Here is a 16,760-nt window from a genome sequence, read left to right on the forward strand (position 1 = left end):
CCATCATATGATGAAATCTTTACTAGTAAATTGTAATTATTCACAAAATAACGGTTTATTTAAGACTAAAACTCAAGGCCTTCTAGCCATTCTAAGTATCCATTACTCAATTGATCTTTTGTTAATCCTAAGACTGTCAAGATGACTTCATCAGCTGTTTTCTGATTGTTCGATTCAAAAGCCTCATTGAGAGTCGAATCATGGAAAGGCTTCTTACCGGCTTCATAAAACAGGTCCATCAGTTTTTCTCTACCGTATGTCTCTTCGATGTATCTGACATACATGTATGAAGTATTGTAAAAGCTTCTTATCTCTTCATTGCTTGTAGCAGTGTAATAATCATTTGCCTCTAAATCAGCTATGGTTCTTGTAACACTATCCCTACTTAAGTTACTGAGCAGACTGGAATTTTCAATCCCATGTGGTGCAGAACCATCAAACATGGCAATGCCTTCTAAAAGCCACACCGGCAGGTTGTTGTTGCACATCCTTATGGTAATATGATGAACCACTTCATGCTGCATCACACCAGGATAGCCTTTATACCTAGTCGGATGACCTGTATAAAGCTTCAAAGACTCATCCGGCTCTGACCAGCCTGTGAACAACCACTCGTTGGCCGGTATACACCTTTGTCTAAGCATTTCTTGGTCTGTAAAAAGTTTAAGTTCAAAGTAAGGATGTGGTTTTTCCTTGTAAACCTTATCAAGGTTATCAAAGGCCAAATCAAGCATGTCTACAAACTCTTCTAAACGCCCTTCATCTTTCATATACTTAACTTCAAATCTGTCCGTTTGAAGTGTTTCAAAGTGATAGCCATAATCCTTCCACATGTCATTTTCATACTTGAAAATAAGCGGATAAGTAAAGACATACTTCTTGTCCATAAAATGTGTTTGTTTAAGATGGACAACGGCTGTATGTTCATTGATTATTTCAGTGGACTCAATTTCTAGCGAAAGATTGCTGATGGAATCATCTATCATTTGTGTAAACCATCTTTCCTGTTCATTGTAGAAATAAGGATTTCTTTTGGTAACGGATGACATGTACAAGTCATAATCCTCATTTTCAATAGCCACAAGACGGTCTCTCATGATGGTTTCAATGGCCTGGTCTAAGGCTATGTCTGGTTTTGATAAATCCTCTAATACAATGGTTTCCCCTGGTTTAACAACTAAACTTCCATCGTAATCAAATTTGTTTGCCTGGTTGATATTAAAGCTACCGTCTGCAGAAGTATGTATTGGAATAACCACCTGAGCTTCTATATCACCAGCAACCATCTCAGCTTCTTCAGGTCCCATATTATAAAAGCCATCCATACAAAGCATGGCATAGTCGATGCTGTAATCCTTAAGCTCTATCATCTGGTCGGTCATTGACGTGTCACCTGAATGGTATATAACAAGATCACCAGATTCAATGATAAAGCCACAAGATGAAGTCTGACTGTGATTGCTGTTATAAGCATCTACAGCAGTAATCTTAAGACCTGCAACTTCAACTTGTCCCCCTGATTTGATGTCATATGGACACTGAACAATCTGACCATCCTCTTTCATGGTCACCTTAGTCGTTACATTGTGGTCTGTATGTTGATGGGTAACTAAAACAAGGTCAGCCTCTGCCTTATACTCATTATAAGAACCATATGCCGGATCGATATAAACCACTCTACCATCTGAAAAATCAAGCCTTACACTAGCCCTGCCAAGTACCGTCAAACTCACTTCAAGGTCACTAACAACTTCTTCAACAAGAGGTGTTTCTTCCACACTGGATTCGTTAGCCTGATCCTGACATGAAAATGTCAAGATAATTAGCATCATCAAGACAAGATACATCCACCGTTTTTTCATAACTCGCTCCCTTCGTCCAAATATTCAAACAATTCTTTTTAAAAGATTATCAGTCTTCTAAAGACTGATACCACTTAAGTGTTTCAATGCATTCTTCCTGCCATTTGATTCTAGCTTCATTTAGATAAATGCCATTTTTGGTTGCTAGATATGTATTGAGTTCATGCCTCGAAGGTCTTTTAACTGTCCTCATTTTTTCTGCATTTCCTGTATACTTGTCTCTTACAGACTTGTTATAGACTAGTGATGTTTCCATCATGTCAATAACACTTTCAATTGGCAGCATAGAAGTAAAGTAAAACTTTAAGAGGGCTTCATCCTTTGAGTTAAAATCTTCTACTGACTCATTAAGCCATTCGAGAAGCACCAATTCTCCCTCTTCTGTTAGACTATAAAGCTTACTTGCCGGTCCCTTATCATTTTCTAGCTTCTCAACTGTTACATAGCCTTTTTCAACAAACTTTGACATGGTCGGATAAATCTGACCATAAGATGTTTTCCAGAAATGAGACAGTGCATTTTCCACCCACTTTTTCATCTCATAACCTGTCATTGGCTTAATACTTAATAGACCTAATAATGCAAATGCATTGGAACTTTTCATACAACCTCCACTATATCAAAAAGATATATATCATATTTATATAGTATCAAAGCTTATCAAAAAAAGCAAATAAGCACCAAAGGTGCTTACGAAGTCACTTCATAATTTGGATGTCCCTTAATCTTCTTTCTGGAAATCAACTTCTTACACGATTTACAGAAATACGATTCTGACCCACAAGATATTTGTGCTTCCAATTCAGAGTCACAATCTGGACATTTATAAATCTTTTCCATTACCTCACTCCTACTTGGTCTTGATGATATTAATAAACCAATAATTAATAAAAGCATACCACTTAACTCTAGAGGACTCAATGATTCCTTTAAGACAAATACACCTAGAAGTGAAGCTGTCAATGGTTCAATCAAAGAAAGTGTAACGGCTTCTGGCGAAGAAACATGCTTAAGTCCCCTTACAAATAGGGTATAGGAAAGTCCAGTGGCTATTAAACCTAAATGAATCATAAGCATGATGTTACTAACTTTTGTCATCCACGACACATCCACCAGTAAAAGCAGTGGAAGCAATATAAGACCCCCTAAGAAAAATACCTTGCTTGTTGTATGTTTTGAACCAGCATCAATAAGTTTTCTAGAAAAGTAAACATACATAGCATAAGAAAGTCCTGCTCCCAAAGCTAGAAGAGCACCAAGAATTGAAATATCACCGATGATTCTTCCTGCAAATAAAGACAAGCAGCCAATAAGAGAAAGCAAGGTCCCTATCAGCCAACTTTTAGAGAGCGGTCTTTTACATAAGTATTCTATGACACCTGAAAAAATGGGTGCAGAACCAATGGCTAACACCGTAGCAAAGGCCACTCCAGCTAGCTTAACACCCATAAAAAACAAGGGTTGATAAATGGCTATGGCCAAAGATGTCAAAAACAAGTGAAACTTGTTAAAATCCTTAGTCCATCCATACTTGATGATGTCGTATATTAAAAGGCCACCGCCACCTATAAGTAACCTTATTGCACCAACACTTAAGGGATGTGCACCTGTTAAAAACGATTGTGAAGTCCCTGTTGTTCCCCATAATATAGCTGCCAGTATAATATAAAAATATGATTTTTTCATAACAAAACCTCCATACACCTATTGTATATGGAGGCTTAATTCTTATTTATCTAATATAATTTTCTTTTTATCCTTATTACGTACAATCTGTCTATACTTTGAAGGCGACATCAAGCCGTGATTTTTAAAGAGTCTTGTTAAAGACGATTGATGTTCATAGCCAACTAAATTAGATATCATCAACAAGTCGTAATCCGTTGACTTTAAGTACCTTTTTGCATGTTCTAATCTGACCTTTTGAATATAGATATTTGGGGTCATGCCCATTTTCTTAGAAAACCACTGAACATAATGATTCACATGATAGTTTTCAATCATGGCAAGCTCAGCTATGGTCAGATTTTCATCAAAGTGCTCATGTATATAGGCTACAGATGCAGGAACTTCTTCATTTCTTAAATAATCAAAGGCATAAGACAAGAGCTTTTCCAAAGCTTTTACATTGGATCTTTTGGCTTCCTCTGAAATCAAGTATTTAATGGCCTTCCATCTTTCATCAAGCCTCTTATACTGTTCCTGCCTTATGGTTTCTCCAATAAGGATATGACTGATATCATTTGGAATATCTACAACAAGAAATTTGTTGGATGTATTCGAATAAAAAGAATGACTGGTATCTGGCGGTAATAAAAACATATGGTTAGGATCCAAAGTTAACTGATTTTCATCTGTTTCAATAGATAAACGCCCCTTTATTGGCAGGATCAATTGACTGTAATTATGAAAATGTGTATCTGCTGTTGGTTGATAAGACCTAACTTCGCATAATAACCTCATGATGCCTCCATTTACTGCTGTGCTTTTCCTGTCATATGGTCGATATCTATTCTGAAAACTCTTGTTGTACCATGAGATTTCTCTACATATTTCTGACCTTTTACTAAATAATCAGGTGAATATTTTTCTATCAACAAGAGTAAAGCTTCCTTCTTGTTGTCGATTTCTTCATAGACTTTACCAAAGACTACTACACTTTCATAGTTTGTGTCAAATGAAGATGCTAAAAGTTCTACATGGTCTATAAGACAGAATGAAACTTTATTATCATTTTCAATGCAATCTATTTTATAACCATCTTTGGCACTGTGAAAATAAATGGCACCTTCCTTATAAACATAGTTAAGCGGGACAGTATAAGGATAACCATTGTCACCAAGTACAGATAGAACGCCTACTTCAGTTTCCTTTAAAAGCCTCATGCACTCCTCATTTGAAAGCATCTTATCTTTTCTTCTCATCTCTCTAAACATCTTAACCTGCTCTCACGCCGTTAGGCACTTCTTTTTCTGGGACAGCCAAAACTGGTGTAATACCATCTTCATATCCGATATCAAACAACATGCCCTCAGATATCTCACCAAACATTTTTCTGGGCGCTAAGTTGACAACAAACAAGGCCTGCATGCCTTCAATTTCCTTAGGATCTTCTCTTTCCTTTTTCATACCCACTAAAATGGTTCTATGAAAGTCTCCAAAATCTACAGATAGTTTTACCATCTTATCAGATTTTTCAATGTCATCTACAGACACTATCTGTCCAACTCTAATATCAAGCTTACTTAAATCATCTAAAGTAATCAAATCTTTTACCATCTTATCTCCTTTCAATACTCGACCAAAACATATCTGATACCACGAGTGATCTTTTCTTAAAATCTTCATTGTCATAATAACAGGATTCTACAAACAAACCATCCACCACGCAGTAAAAGAAAATAATCATTTCAGAAATTGGCTTGTCTCTTATTTCCCCCTTTTGTATACCCTCTCTTAATAGATTGGCTATTAGTGGTGTATAAGACATCTCTTTTTCTCTAAATATGACCTTGTTTTCTTCCATAAAAACTTTTGGCGGAAACATCATTGAACGTGTAGAAAATTTAACCTTCCTTCTTTTGTCTGTATCCATGTAAACATTACTGTACTCAGTTATTATTAGCTCAAACTTCTTTTTGACACTTAAATTGCTAGAAGCATCTAGAAGTTCTTCGAAATAGAGTTTATCCCATTCCAAAACTTCGGTCAGCAATTGCAGATACAGTGTCTCTTTACTTTTAAAATGAGAGTAAAAGGAAGATTTCTTTATACCAACACCATCCGTTATATGTCCAATGGATGTCCCTTCATATCCATTTACTGCAAATAGGTCTAAAGCGATTTCTTTTATTTTTAATTTTGTTTCCATACAATCTCCTACCGACCATTCGGTCGTATTTTTATATTACTATATAAAAAAGCTAAAGTCAAAAAAGACTATCAAATCAAGGTAGTCTCATTGTAGATGATATATTATTTCATACTGGCCTTAAGCCGTCTTAACTCCTTGTAAGAAATCAACTTTTTACTCTTCTCGTCATAGACTGACAACATGGCCATCTTAAAGGATTCAAATAAGGTAATGGTCCTGCCTTTTTTGAACTCATGCACTTGTCTATAACACTTTTTTAAATAGTAATTTGGAATTCTAGGATTCAAATGATGGATATTATGATAACCTATATGACCTGTAATCCAATCAAGTATCCATGGTAATTTGTAAAATGATGAGCCCTTTAGAGCCGCCTTGACGATGTCCCAGTCCTCATCTCTTTCCCAGTAAACATCTTCAAACTGATGTTGTATAAAGAACATCCATACACCTATGGCACTTGCAAAGAATAAGAGTGGTATTTGAATCAACAAATAGTATTTGATGCCGATGGTAAAGGTCACCAAAAGGAAAATCAAAAGCAAACCTAAGTTTGTAATCAAATGACTCATGTATAGTTTTTTACTTTCAAATCTTGCTTTCGGAAATCTATTGACAAAGGCAAACAAGAAAAATGGTGCAATCACAAATAAGAAGATCGGATTCCTATAGAGTCTATAAGTAAACTTCTTAAACCTACTGCTTGACAGATATTCTTCTACTGTCATTGTCCAGACATCACCCACACCACGTTCATCTAAATTACCAACTGTACCATGATGTTTGTTATGATGTTTTTGCCATATGGCATAGGGTGTAAAGGTAATGATACCCAGTATGGTTCCTAAAACTCTATTGGCCCTTCTTGATGTAAAAAAGGACATATGGGTACAATCATGGAAGATAATAAAAACCCTTACCATAAAAGCACCTGCAAGAAAAGTTACTAGAAAAGTAAAGATATAAGGTATCTCAAATCTAATCATCAATCCTGCTATAACCACCAATAATATATAGGGAACCAATGTATTTACGATCTGCATCCAAGACCTAAAGGTGCTTGCCTGTGTAAAGGGTGCGAGTCTTTCACGCCATTCACTTCTTTTCATACTTAACCCCTTTCTGTAATATATATATACACTTCAACTTACTGATTTATTCAGTACCTTGTATTCGATTTTTCTATAAAGAAAGATGTCATATTCATAAAAACTATGCAAAGAAAAAAACTACCTGTTGGTTAGGTAGTCTTTAGGGCTAGTTATTAGAGAGGCTTTTCTCTATTGAAGTATGAAGGGGTCATTTATAACTTGTATTCATCATAACATCATCAAGTATAAATTACTTAAAAATCTTCATTATTTTATATATTCTTGATGGATATTAAGAGAGTCTAAAGAAAGCTTGTACATCTTATGATTCTGTGTTTGCTCTCGTATGAATGAACTTTTCCCAATCATTTCTAAGTGAAAACTTATTTGGATCAATATCGATTTGACTCTTACCAGACAAGATCACATAGAATAAGAGGAGGCCTCCTATAAAAGTTGTAAAGGTACAAACAATTGCAGTAAAAAAACCTAAGAAAAATCCATTTTTTTTAGAAAAAACAATAAGCATAGCTATGGCAATCCCTGATATGGTTAAGCCATAATAAACGCCGAACTCACCACCTATAAAAAGTTCTTCGCCAGCATGTGTTAGTTCTAATATAGCAGTATCCCTTGATACATCATTTTCTTCCATATAAAGCATAATCATCTCCGTGGTTTCATTGATTCTATGTAGATTATAAAGATGCATGCCCACAAGTATGAGTGTAATGATCAAGTTAAATACTATAATTCTCTTTGCCATTTTGGTTAATTTAATATGCATATGTCCCCTCCCTTTTCTTTTCCTACTTTAATCATACCTCCATTTATTTACAAATATTCTATCAGGACATCAAAGTGTCTCTTATGGGCATAAAAATACCTAAAGCAAAACACTTACTTTCTTCTTTAACTCATTTAAGTAGATGATTTCACCAATTGCACAAACTTTATCAGAAAATGTAACAATCCAACTTTCAGTATAAAGAGGCGGCACGACTGTTAAGGGAAACATGTGCTTGAGAATGACATCCTTTGATACATCATCAAGTTCAAAATCTACTTTGGCATTTTCATAAGCTGTTTTGGGATGTGTAATGCCATGCAGTTTGCCATCATTTTCATGCCAATCATACAAGAAGTAATCATGAAGTAGCGCCCCGATGATTAAACTTCTTAAATTGACATTTAGACCAAGTATTAAGGCAATCTTATATGACATTTTTGCGACACTCAGTGTATGATCATAAACAGATGTATTCCCATGTTGTATATGTTCTTTTGACATATCTATTCTAGTATTCATAACAACTTCATCATGAATATCCTTAAATAACTGATCCATTTTTACCTCAAGTTCTATTAATTAATTTTTTCACTCACCTTTTGATGTTTCATTTTAAAGTTCGTGTAGGCATTATCTGCAACAGGTTTAAAGTCTTTAGATATTTCATCTAACTTTCTCATAAACTGAACATCTTCCACCATTTTTCTGGCACTTTCATGAGTTGGATAAGCATCATGTTTTTTGACAACTTCTCTTATAACATTTGTGTTGTCGATCATCATACATGGCATTAATAGGTTGTCATTATGAGGTTGTCGACTTCTAAGTTCTTTAAAGAAACCAGAATTGATGGCTTCAAAAAGTGTCTTATCTTTTAAATTATCTACTGCAAAGTGTGAAAATATACAAGGTTCTACATCTAGTTTTGAGTTGATATGAAGATATTCCCTACCTGCTATGCAACCATCTACATATGGGGCGTCATTAAAGAAGTCTATTGCAAAGTAAGGTTTAGTAGATCTTATCTTAGTAACTCTCTCTCCAAGCATAATTCTTTCATCAGGACTTAACATCAAATCAGTATCGGCCATTGGATTTTCACCGACTGGCATAAAACTGAAATACCAGCTCATCTTAGACCCTGATTCAATAAGCATATCTATAAACTCTTCAGATGTTACCGTCTCAATATTTTTATTGGTCACGGCAGAAGAAACACCAAAGAGAAGTCCTCTTTCTTTTAAAAGAGACATACCTTGCTTTACTTTATCGTAGACACCCTTACCGCGTCTTCCGTCTGTTTCAGCTTCATAACCTTCTAAAGAAGACATAGGCATAATATTGCCAAGTCTCTTAAGTTCATCTGCCAAGTTTTCATCAAATAAACTGCCATTGGTAAATGGTGTGAAATACATGTCATGATGTTTTTCGTATAATTTCATCATCTCATCTTTGAAGAATGGTTCGCCACCTAATATTATGACCCAGTATATACCTAAAGACTTCATTTCCTCAAAGAGACTGTCCACTTTTTCTATTGAGATATCATCACTCTTTTTATAATCTGCCGCATAACAGCCTTCACATCTTAAATTACATCTCATAGTTGGTGAAATCAAAGCAACATAAGGCAAATGGGTATCGTGCTTGTCATTAATGGCTACCCTTTCAACCTGACCAGACCAGTTATGGTTACCTACAAAATTCGTTAAGAATTTCTCCAAGGATTTCTTATCAGTTGTCTGCAAGGTTTCAGCTATAAATTTTCTGAGTTCAGGCTTTTCCTTATACATTTCATGAATGGCTTTTATCTGTACATTCAATGCGTAATTTTTTGTAAGTCCATCTGCTGTTTTTAAAAAATAGTCGATATTTTTTTCACTTTTATTATTAAGTACTTTAGATGTCAGGTTCATAAACATGCCTTTTAGTTTTTTATCCATTTGTTTTTTCATATATTACTCCTCAAAATTTCATTTATCGGACAAACGTCCGATTTCATGCAATAATAAACTGCCACCTCTGCGACAGTTCAAGATTTTTTTACTTTTCTTAAGTCCAAGATAATACCAAGCGAAAGGATAGCGGCAGCTAAATAGCCAACAGCTCCAAGTAAAGGCACATCTAGAACCTGCGGTTTCATTTCTGTTGTAGCGATTAAACTGGAACCTATCAAGAGGGCAGAAATAATCAAGCCCATGACCAAGTTGTTGATCAGTCTGGTCATAATAACTTCAAAATCATGTGATGACTGAAGTTCCATGCCTACCTTGGCCTGTCCCTTCATAACCATGCTCATAATATTATTCAGAAGTTTTGGTGTTTCTAGAACCTTGTCAAAGCTAGACCCTAGTCTAAAGAGTATGGACTCCATGGTCTTAATCAAGTTGACATCCCTAGTCAGACCACTTGTAATATGGTCACCAGCCACTTCTAAATAATTCATTTGTGGTGCTACTATTTCTATAACACCTTCAAGGTTGGTTAAACCTCTTCCAAGCATGGTATAAGAAGAAGGTACTTTTATTTGATGATTCATAGCAACTTCTAATACTTCATTTAAATACTTGGCAATATCCAAGCCACCAAAATCCATGGTTCCATAACGACTTAATATGGAGTCAATGTCACCATAAAGAAGACTATGATTGATGGCCTTTTCAGCAGACCCTAAACTTAAGACGACTTCTTTGATGCCATTGGCATCATTGTTGACAACTGAATCTGTAAACTTGAGCAGGAGTCCTCTTCCATGACCTGAAATGGTTCCCATCATACCAAAATCAAGCCAAATGATTTCTCCACCTCGAACGAGAATGTTACCTGGATGAGGATCAGCATGAAATAGACCGTCTTCCATGACTTGCTTTGAATAATTGGCAGCAAGCTTCCTGCCAAGTTCATCTAAATCATAGCCATATTCTTTAAGTTTTTCGATTTGATCTATAAAGATGCCTTCAATATACTCCATGACAAGCACCTTGTTACTTGTCAGTTTTCTATAGACTTTAGGACAGGAGACATACTTAACCTCTTTATTGGTTTCATAGAAGATTTCCAATCGTGAAGCCTCCAACATAAAGTCAAGTTCTTCTTGAGTGGTAAACCACAACTCCTCCAATATGGTGTTAAAATCAATAATTTCATTAACACCAGGCGCTATCTTCAAAACACCTGTAGCTCTTTTTTAAGAGCTTTATGTCCCTTTCCATGGTATGGCGGACACCCTGTCTTTGGACTTTCACAACCACCCATTCACCAGAGTGAAGTTTGGCCTTATGGACTTGGGCAATAGACGCTGAACCTAAAGGCTTGCCTTCAAAGTATGAAAACAAGTCTCCCATGCTTCTCCCCAGCGAACTTTCTATAACCTCTGTCACTTGGTCGTACTTCATGGGTTTAACTTCAGTCTGAAGCTTCTTTAACTCAGCACAAAAGTCAGCTGGAATCATGTCTGATCTTAAGGACATGATCTGACCGAACTTGATAAATGTAGGACCCAAATCCTCAATGATCGCTCTAAGCTTATAAGGATCCAAGCCCTTTATCAAGTCATGTTTTATCAGTATGCTAAGTACCTCTTTAAAACGACTACCTTCACTTATCTTATTTTTTTTCATCTTTTGAAGACTTCTTAGTCTCTACTTCTAATGCTGCTAATTTTTCTTTTAATGTTTCAAGTTGGTTTTGATCAAGTTGATCTAACTCGTCTAAGCTGATTAAATTAGATTCTTGATTAAATGTTCTTTTCATATTGTGCTTGAGTTCTTCATTCATTGACTTGCCTAACTCAACGGTTAACTCACCTTTTTCTACTAGGTCATCAATCAACTTAGATGATTTTTCAACAGTTAATGCTGTTGCGCCTATACCTGCTAAAACTACTTTTCTTAATTCTTCACCAAATACATTTGCCATTTTTATCTCCTTTCAACAACTAAATCGGACGTACGTCCTAATCAGATTCTATCTTAAAAATATGCGTCAAACAATCATATTTGCCTTAATTTATAATTTATTAATTCTTTGCAAAATGAAAAAAAAATCAAAAAAATAAAAAACTACCTGTTGGTTAGGTAGTCTTTGGGGCTAGTATTAGAGAGGCTTTCTCTTATACGAAGTATGAAGGGGTCATTCATAACTTGACTATATCATAACACCCTTTTTCAATTAAATCATAAATTGCCTGATTATTTTATTATTTCTTGAGACATATTAAGAAAGTCTAATGTCCTTAGTACTCATTCTCTAATTCTTCCAAATAAAATATCTCTCCACACCTTTTACATTTTGAAAATCTATCTGCCGCCTTGATTTTAACAATCAGTCCACAAGAAGGACATTTCATCTCAAAATCCTCTGGTGAAGAAATGTCATCATGCAGCATAATTTCTGAATATCTGTCCATTTTGTATCCCCTCTTTGCATCTATCTATCACTATTATAGGACATTTAAGATTTTTCTCAAGTAAAATTATGACTCCGTCCTGTTTCTCCCCATTTCTTTTGCCAGATAAAGCTTTTTATCAGCTTGCTTAAAGAGGTCTTCTTTCTTCCATACACTTGAATGGGCAACACCGCAAGAGATGGTTACATGTCCATCTATAGAAGGCATATGAAAGGCTTCAATGTTTTTTCTAATCCTTTCTGCGACTTCAGTGGTTTCCTGAAAAGAGACATCTTCAAGAACCGCTATAAACTCTTCACCGCCAAAACGGCCTACATGACCTAATCCTTGACTTGTGTCCTTCAAAAGACCGGCGATAATCATTAGGGTTTCATCCCCGATATCATGACCATACTTGTCATTGACTTTCTTAAAGTAGTCCACATCCATAATGATGATGCCAGTTCTGTCAGGAAATCTTTCGATGCTTTCATTGTATATTTCCTTGATATGTCTTCTATTATAGATGCCAGTTAACTCATCATAATTAAGGAGCCTGTTAATTCTTTTTGTCATAGAATTGGTCACATCAGCTAGCTCAGAAAAGTCAACATAATCCAAGCTTTCTATATCAATTGGCGCAAGCATCTTATTAGCAGATATCATATAGTCTCTAAAGACTGAGAAATTCTTTTTAACCTTCTTGGTAAACATTTTCACATGATACATGGTAACTGTAAGGATAACACCTAAGACAATAAGTATGACAATACCTCTAAAAATGATAGAATGTCTTAGTTCCGCTTCTTTCTCTTCTATTAATAGATCCAAAGAGGTAACATCTAAACCTGTGCCGATGATCCATTCCCACTTTGGAAGCGGTGCCACATATGTCAATTTTTTATGATGACCTGAATCCTCCACATTGGGCCAGAAGTGAGTCAAATAGCCGCCACCTTGTTCAAGGCAGATTTTAATCTGTTCTTGATAGACTTTAGCCCCGTTGATATCTTCTAAGTCATAGTTGTTCACACCAACCATTTCTGGATAAACACCATTTGCAAGCTCTACACCATTATAGTCATGAAGGAACACATATTGTCCATCATCTTCACCGTACTGGATGCTGTCTACATAATCAAGGACTTCAGACTGGATTTCTTTAGTAATTTCATCTAAATAGTCGCCACAGCCCAAATACCAACCATAAGGTTCAAAGGCTTTGACAAAAGATACCTTTTTGTAAGTTTTGTCATCATCTAAACTTGGATTTTTCCAGTAAGCTTCTATGAAACCTTCACCTTGTAACTTAACCAAGTTGATTTCATCTTGTAAGGTATAGTTGCCCATGTCATCTTTAAGGTTGATCAGGTTTTTTCCTTCATTTTCTGGAATAACAGGATAAAGTATCACATCACCTTCTAAAGTATCTATAAAATAATAGCCCCTACCTTCATTAAATCGAATTTCTCTAAGGGCGTCTTTGATCATTTTGGTGATTTCTTCTTTTGACTTGGTCTCTTTGTTGGATTCGTAAATGCTGTTCATCAAAGCATAAGCTTCATAAGTCCTTGAATGCAACTCTTCTCTGAGAACTTTTTCAGTTTCTTGACTTCTATAATCAGAATAATCAATGACAGATGCTACTCGCTCTTTTAGTTCTGCCTTAATAAAATCAGTTTGAATCTGATGTATGTCCTCAATATCTGATCTAAATATATATATGCTATCAACTATCCATATTATGCCTTGAATCAAAATAGCTGTCGTAACAATGGTAAAAATGATACGGTTAATGGATATTGTATTGGCAGTTTTCTCTAGTCTTTCTTTCATATAATCCTCTCAATGGTCATTAAGCTGTCACTTATTATATATACACTATAATAGTGGTAATTATTCAAAAATGACAATAAAAAGAATCCTTTTATAAAACAAAGGATTCCATTATAATTACTTAACTTTTTTAGCTATCTCACCAAATAAGAGTGGCACTATGCCTAAACCTACAGCAAGTCCAAGTTGATTTAGAGATAATGTAGCTGTTGAAAAGATTGGTTGTAAGAAAGGTAGATAAACAACTATAAGTAACAAGACGATTGCCCCGAACACTGAGTAGTTTAAGTACTTGTTATCAAATATCTTCATCTTAAAAACTGACACATATTCTGATTTAGCAGAAAAGGCTCTTAACATCTCTCCAATGATCAAGGTTGTAAATGAAAATGTTCTAGCAATGGTTAACTGAAGTTCAGAAGACACATCACCAGCCATAAGAAAACCCAGTCGGTAAGATGTTAAAACAGCTACTGTTAGACCAATACTCTGAAAAGCCAAAGCGATCTTCATGGTCTTATCAACAATTGGCTCAGAAGGATCTCTAGGTTTCTTATCCATTATATCCTTCTCACCCTTTTCTAGTCCAAGAGCAAAAGCTGGGAATGAATCTGTAATCAAGTTGATCCAAAGCAGTTGTATAGGTACAAGTGGTACTGGCCAACCTGCTAACATGGCAATAAATATGATTAAGATCTCACCTATGTTACATGAAAGAAGAAATCCAACAAACTTTCTGATGTTAGAATAAATAATTCTACCTTCTTCTACTGCATCTACGATAGATGCAAAGTTATCATCTGTTAGAATCATATCAGCAGCTTCTTTTGATACATCTGTTCCAGTAATGCCCATAGCAATCCCGATATCAGCACGCTTAAGGGCTGGTGCATCATTCACACCATCTCCAGTCATGGCTGCAACATCACCATTTGATTTAACCGTCTCTACAATTCTTACCTTATGTTCAGGTGATACTCTTGCAAAGACGCTTGTAGATTTAACTTTTTCCTTAAAGTCTTCATCATTGTAATCGTTTATTTTAGAGCCTTTAAGGGTTTCATCACTAGTTTGAATAATCCCTAATTGCTTAGCTATAGCACTTGCCGTTGTAATATGATCACCTGTTATCATCACCACGCGGATGCCAGCTTTTTTACAAAGCTTGACAGCCTCAATAGCTTCTTGTCTAGGTGGATCAATCATGCAAGTGAGTCCTAAGAAAATCAAATCATTTTCTTCATGGAATAAGTCTGAATGACTATCAACAGGCTTATATGTATAACCAAGCACCCTAAGTGCTTGTTCAGCATAAGCCTTGTTCTTATCTAATATTCTCTTCTTATCTTCATCTGTTATGTCTCTAACTTCATTACCAATGAGTATCTTAGTTGATCTGGCTAAAATTTCATCAGGCGCGCCCTTTGTGAACATGTAATATGATTCATCTATTTGATGCTTTGTAGACATTAGTTTTCTAACTGAATCAAATGGAAACTCTGAAAGTCTTGGATATGATTGATTCATACTTGCCTGATCAAAACCACCTTTGGCAGCCAGTACAACTAAAGCACCTTCTGTTGGGTCGCCAATCACCTGCTCGTCTTTTATTTTTGCATCATTGCATAGAACAGCTGTCTGTAAGAGTTTTTCTATATGAGACTTATCTTTATCTGATTCAGATGCAATCTCTCCATCAAAAGAGTAACCCGTTCCAGTCACCTGCCACTCTTCACTGCCGTCATAGACCTTTAAAACAGTCATCTTATTCTGTGTTAGGGTACCTGTTTTATCGGTACAAATAACTGTTGTCGACCCAAGTGTTTCTACCGCTGAAATGTTTTTCATAATAGCATGTCTTGAAACCATTCTAGTAACACCCATAGCCAGTACAACAGTGACCACAGCAGGTAGTCCTTCTGGTATAGCAGCTACAGCTAAAGAAATGGCAGTCATAAATACTTCAAGAAGTTCTTCACCTCTGTAAAGACCAAGTCCAAATATGATGATACAAACACCAATACAAATCATACCCAAAAGCTTACCAAATGAGGCCAATTTCTCTTGAAGGGGTGACTTTTCATCTTCAGTTTCATTAAGCATGGTTGCAATCTTACCAATTTCTGTCGACATGCCTGTAGAAACAACAATCCCCTTACCTCTACCATAAGTCACAATTGTAGACATAAAGGCAGAGTTGACCCTATCACCAATAGGTGCTTCATCCTCAACTTGTCCGACTTCCTTATCTACAGCAACTGATTCACCTGTTAAAGCAGATTCATCTATTTTCATATTTACAGATTCAAATAAGACTAAGTCAGCTGGTACATAGTCTCCTGACTCTAAAACAACCACATCGCCAGGCACTAGATCCTTGGAATCAACAAGATCTAAAATACCCTTTCTAATAACCTTGGCTTTAGGCGCTGCCATAGACTTAAGAGCAGCCAAGGCATCACTGGCCTTTCTTTCTTGGGTGATACCAAGAACGGCATTTAAAACAACGATGCCTAATATAACAGCACCATCTATAAATTCTCCTGCGATCATGGATAAGACTGCTGCCAGTATAAGAATGATAATCATAAAGTCAGACACCTGTTCAAGAATCATCTTCCAAATGGTCTTACCGGCTTTTTCCTCTAAAGCATTTTCACCGTATTTGTCACGCGCCTTAATTACATCTTCATGTTTTAAACCGTTATCTATATTGGTTTCTAAGATATTTTCTATTTCTTCAATAGCCTTGCTATAATATTTATCCTTCACAATACCTCTTTATGTCAAGTAAGTAATTCCAATACTTTGACATATCCTTTCTTTGATACAATTCCTATAGATTTAAGTCTTTGTACAGTAAATATACCTTTAAATCCATTTTTCCTCACAACAAATAACAGTAGTGTCATTTGATAGA

The 16,760-nt window shown here is 35.7% G+C and carries 17 protein-coding genes; all 17 read right to left on the reverse strand.

Annotated elements, in window-relative coordinates; translation table 11 throughout:
• Positions 1–65: 65 nt before the first annotated feature.
• The 17 genes from EZV73_RS09370 to EZV73_RS09445 all read right to left on the reverse strand — a co-directional run bounded on the left by EZV73_RS09370 (position 66) and on the right by EZV73_RS09445 (position 16,612).
• On the reverse strand, positions 66–1,862 hold the full coding sequence (locus tag EZV73_RS09370; protein WP_240840033.1) for an MBL fold metallo-hydrolase: 1,797 nt from the start codon (positions 1,860–1,862) through the stop codon (positions 66–68).
• A 49-nt stretch (positions 1,863–1,911) separates the two neighbouring features.
• Complete coding sequence (locus tag EZV73_RS09375; protein WP_240840034.1) at positions 1,912–2,466, reverse strand: PadR family transcriptional regulator; 555 nt, start codon at positions 2,464–2,466, stop codon at positions 1,912–1,914.
• An 86-nt stretch (positions 2,467–2,552) separates the two neighbouring features.
• The gene (locus EZV73_RS09380; RefSeq protein WP_240840035.1) at positions 2,553–3,548 is read right to left on the reverse strand and encodes a zinc-ribbon domain-containing protein; all 996 of its coding nucleotides are present in this window, start codon (positions 3,546–3,548) and stop codon (positions 2,553–2,555) included.
• Positions 3,549–3,590: 42 nt separating this feature from the next.
• Positions 3,591–4,325 carry an AraC family transcriptional regulator gene (locus EZV73_RS09385; protein WP_240840036.1) on the reverse strand — a complete coding sequence of 245 codons (735 nt, stop codon included), beginning with the start codon at positions 4,323–4,325 and terminating at the stop codon, positions 3,591–3,593.
• Between the two features lie 11 nt (positions 4,326–4,336).
• Entirely contained in the window at positions 4,337–4,798 is a 462-nt protein-coding gene (locus tag EZV73_RS09390) for a pyridoxamine 5'-phosphate oxidase family protein (protein ID WP_240840037.1), read from the reverse strand.
• A 1-nt stretch (position 4,799) separates the two neighbouring features.
• The gene (locus EZV73_RS09395) at positions 4,800–5,141 is read right to left on the reverse strand and encodes a tRNA-binding protein (protein WP_240840038.1); all 342 of its coding nucleotides are present in this window, start codon (positions 5,139–5,141) and stop codon (positions 4,800–4,802) included.
• A gap of 1 nt (position 5,142) precedes the next feature.
• Positions 5,143–5,733, reverse strand: a complete 591-nt coding sequence (locus EZV73_RS09400; RefSeq protein ID WP_240840039.1) for a TetR/AcrR family transcriptional regulator — start codon at positions 5,731–5,733, stop codon at positions 5,143–5,145.
• A gap of 104 nt (positions 5,734–5,837) precedes the next feature.
• Positions 5,838–6,845: a fatty acid desaturase gene (locus tag EZV73_RS09405; RefSeq protein ID WP_240840040.1), complete on the reverse strand. Its 1,008-nt coding sequence runs from the start codon at positions 6,843–6,845 to the stop codon at positions 5,838–5,840.
• A 304-nt stretch (positions 6,846–7,149) separates the two neighbouring features.
• Positions 7,150–7,614 (reverse strand): hypothetical protein, encoded by a 465-nt coding sequence (locus tag EZV73_RS09410; RefSeq protein ID WP_240840041.1) that lies wholly within the window; start codon positions 7,612–7,614, stop codon positions 7,150–7,152.
• Between the two features lie 99 nt (positions 7,615–7,713).
• Positions 7,714–8,175, reverse strand: coding sequence for an HD domain-containing protein (locus tag EZV73_RS09415; RefSeq protein WP_240840042.1), 462 nt, complete (start codon positions 8,173–8,175; stop codon positions 7,714–7,716).
• A 17-nt stretch (positions 8,176–8,192) separates the two neighbouring features.
• Positions 8,193–9,572: a radical SAM protein gene (locus EZV73_RS09420; protein ID WP_240840043.1), complete on the reverse strand. Its 1,380-nt coding sequence runs from the start codon at positions 9,570–9,572 to the stop codon at positions 8,193–8,195.
• 77 nt (positions 9,573–9,649) lie between these two features.
• The gene (locus tag EZV73_RS09425) at positions 9,650–10,786 is read right to left on the reverse strand and encodes an AarF/ABC1/UbiB kinase family protein (RefSeq protein WP_255813108.1); all 1,137 of its coding nucleotides are present in this window, start codon (positions 10,784–10,786) and stop codon (positions 9,650–9,652) included.
• On the reverse strand, positions 10,764–11,237 hold the full coding sequence (locus EZV73_RS28640) for an AarF/UbiB family protein (protein WP_255813110.1): 474 nt from the start codon (positions 11,235–11,237) through the stop codon (positions 10,764–10,766). The genes EZV73_RS09425 and EZV73_RS28640 overlap by 23 nt, the downstream gene beginning before the upstream one ends.
• The gene (locus EZV73_RS09430; RefSeq protein ID WP_240840044.1) at positions 11,224–11,535 is read right to left on the reverse strand and encodes a phasin family protein; all 312 of its coding nucleotides are present in this window, start codon (positions 11,533–11,535) and stop codon (positions 11,224–11,226) included. Before EZV73_RS09430 ends, EZV73_RS28640 begins: the two co-directional genes overlap by 14 nt.
• Positions 11,536–11,851: 316 nt before the next feature.
• Positions 11,852–12,025, reverse strand: a complete 174-nt coding sequence (locus tag EZV73_RS09435) for a hypothetical protein (RefSeq protein ID WP_240840045.1) — start codon at positions 12,023–12,025, stop codon at positions 11,852–11,854.
• A 66-nt stretch (positions 12,026–12,091) separates the two neighbouring features.
• Entirely contained in the window at positions 12,092–13,840 is a 1,749-nt protein-coding gene (locus EZV73_RS09440) for a cache domain-containing protein (protein ID WP_240840046.1), read from the reverse strand.
• A gap of 117 nt (positions 13,841–13,957) precedes the next feature.
• Positions 13,958–16,612, reverse strand: a complete 2,655-nt coding sequence (locus tag EZV73_RS09445) for a cation-transporting P-type ATPase (protein WP_240840047.1) — start codon at positions 16,610–16,612, stop codon at positions 13,958–13,960.
• Positions 16,613–16,760 lie beyond the last annotated feature (148 nt).

This window comes from Acidaminobacter sp. JC074 (assembly GCF_022496765.1).
Taxonomy (GTDB): Bacteria; Bacillota; Clostridia; order Peptostreptococcales; family Acidaminobacteraceae; genus JABXKX01.

What these genes read in the sequence shown, in the direction of transcription:
- EZV73_RS09370 (WP_240840033.1), bottom strand. Translation starts at nt 1,862, where the DNA reads ATGAAAAAACGGTGGATGTATCTTGTCTTGATGATGCTAATTATCTTG.
- EZV73_RS09375 (WP_240840034.1), bottom strand. Translation starts at nt 2,466, where the DNA reads ATGAAAAGTTCCAATGCATTTGCATTATTAGGTCTATTAAGTATTAAG.
- EZV73_RS09380 (WP_240840035.1), bottom strand. Translation starts at nt 3,548, where the DNA reads ATGAAAAAATCATATTTTTATATTATACTGGCAGCTATATTATGGGGA.
- EZV73_RS09385 (WP_240840036.1), bottom strand. Translation starts at nt 4,325, where the DNA reads ATGAGGTTATTATGCGAAGTTAGGTCTTATCAACCAACAGCAGATACA.
- EZV73_RS09390 (WP_240840037.1), bottom strand. Translation starts at nt 4,798, where the DNA reads ATGTTTAGAGAGATGAGAAGAAAAGATAAGATGCTTTCAAATGAGGAG.
- EZV73_RS09395 (WP_240840038.1), bottom strand. Translation starts at nt 5,141, where the DNA reads ATGGTAAAAGATTTGATTACTTTAGATGATTTAAGTAAGCTTGATATT.
- EZV73_RS09400 (WP_240840039.1), bottom strand. Translation starts at nt 5,733, where the DNA reads ATGGAAACAAAATTAAAAATAAAAGAAATCGCTTTAGACCTATTTGCA.
- EZV73_RS09405 (WP_240840040.1), bottom strand. Translation starts at nt 6,845, where the DNA reads ATGAAAAGAAGTGAATGGCGTGAAAGACTCGCACCCTTTACACAGGCA.
- EZV73_RS09410 (WP_240840041.1), bottom strand. Translation starts at nt 7,614, where the DNA reads ATGCATATTAAATTAACCAAAATGGCAAAGAGAATTATAGTATTTAAC.
- EZV73_RS09415 (WP_240840042.1), bottom strand. Translation starts at nt 8,175, where the DNA reads ATGGATCAGTTATTTAAGGATATTCATGATGAAGTTGTTATGAATACT.
- EZV73_RS09420 (WP_240840043.1), bottom strand. Translation starts at nt 9,572, where the DNA reads ATGAAAAAACAAATGGATAAAAAACTAAAAGGCATGTTTATGAACCTG.
- EZV73_RS28640 (WP_255813110.1), bottom strand. Translation starts at nt 11,237, where the DNA reads ATGAAAAAAAATAAGATAAGTGAAGGTAGTCGTTTTAAAGAGGTACTT.
- EZV73_RS09430 (WP_240840044.1), bottom strand. Translation starts at nt 11,535, where the DNA reads ATGGCAAATGTATTTGGTGAAGAATTAAGAAAAGTAGTTTTAGCAGGT.
- EZV73_RS09435 (WP_240840045.1), bottom strand. Translation starts at nt 12,025, where the DNA reads ATGGACAGATATTCAGAAATTATGCTGCATGATGACATTTCTTCACCA.
- EZV73_RS09440 (WP_240840046.1), bottom strand. Translation starts at nt 13,840, where the DNA reads ATGAAAGAAAGACTAGAGAAAACTGCCAATACAATATCCATTAACCGT.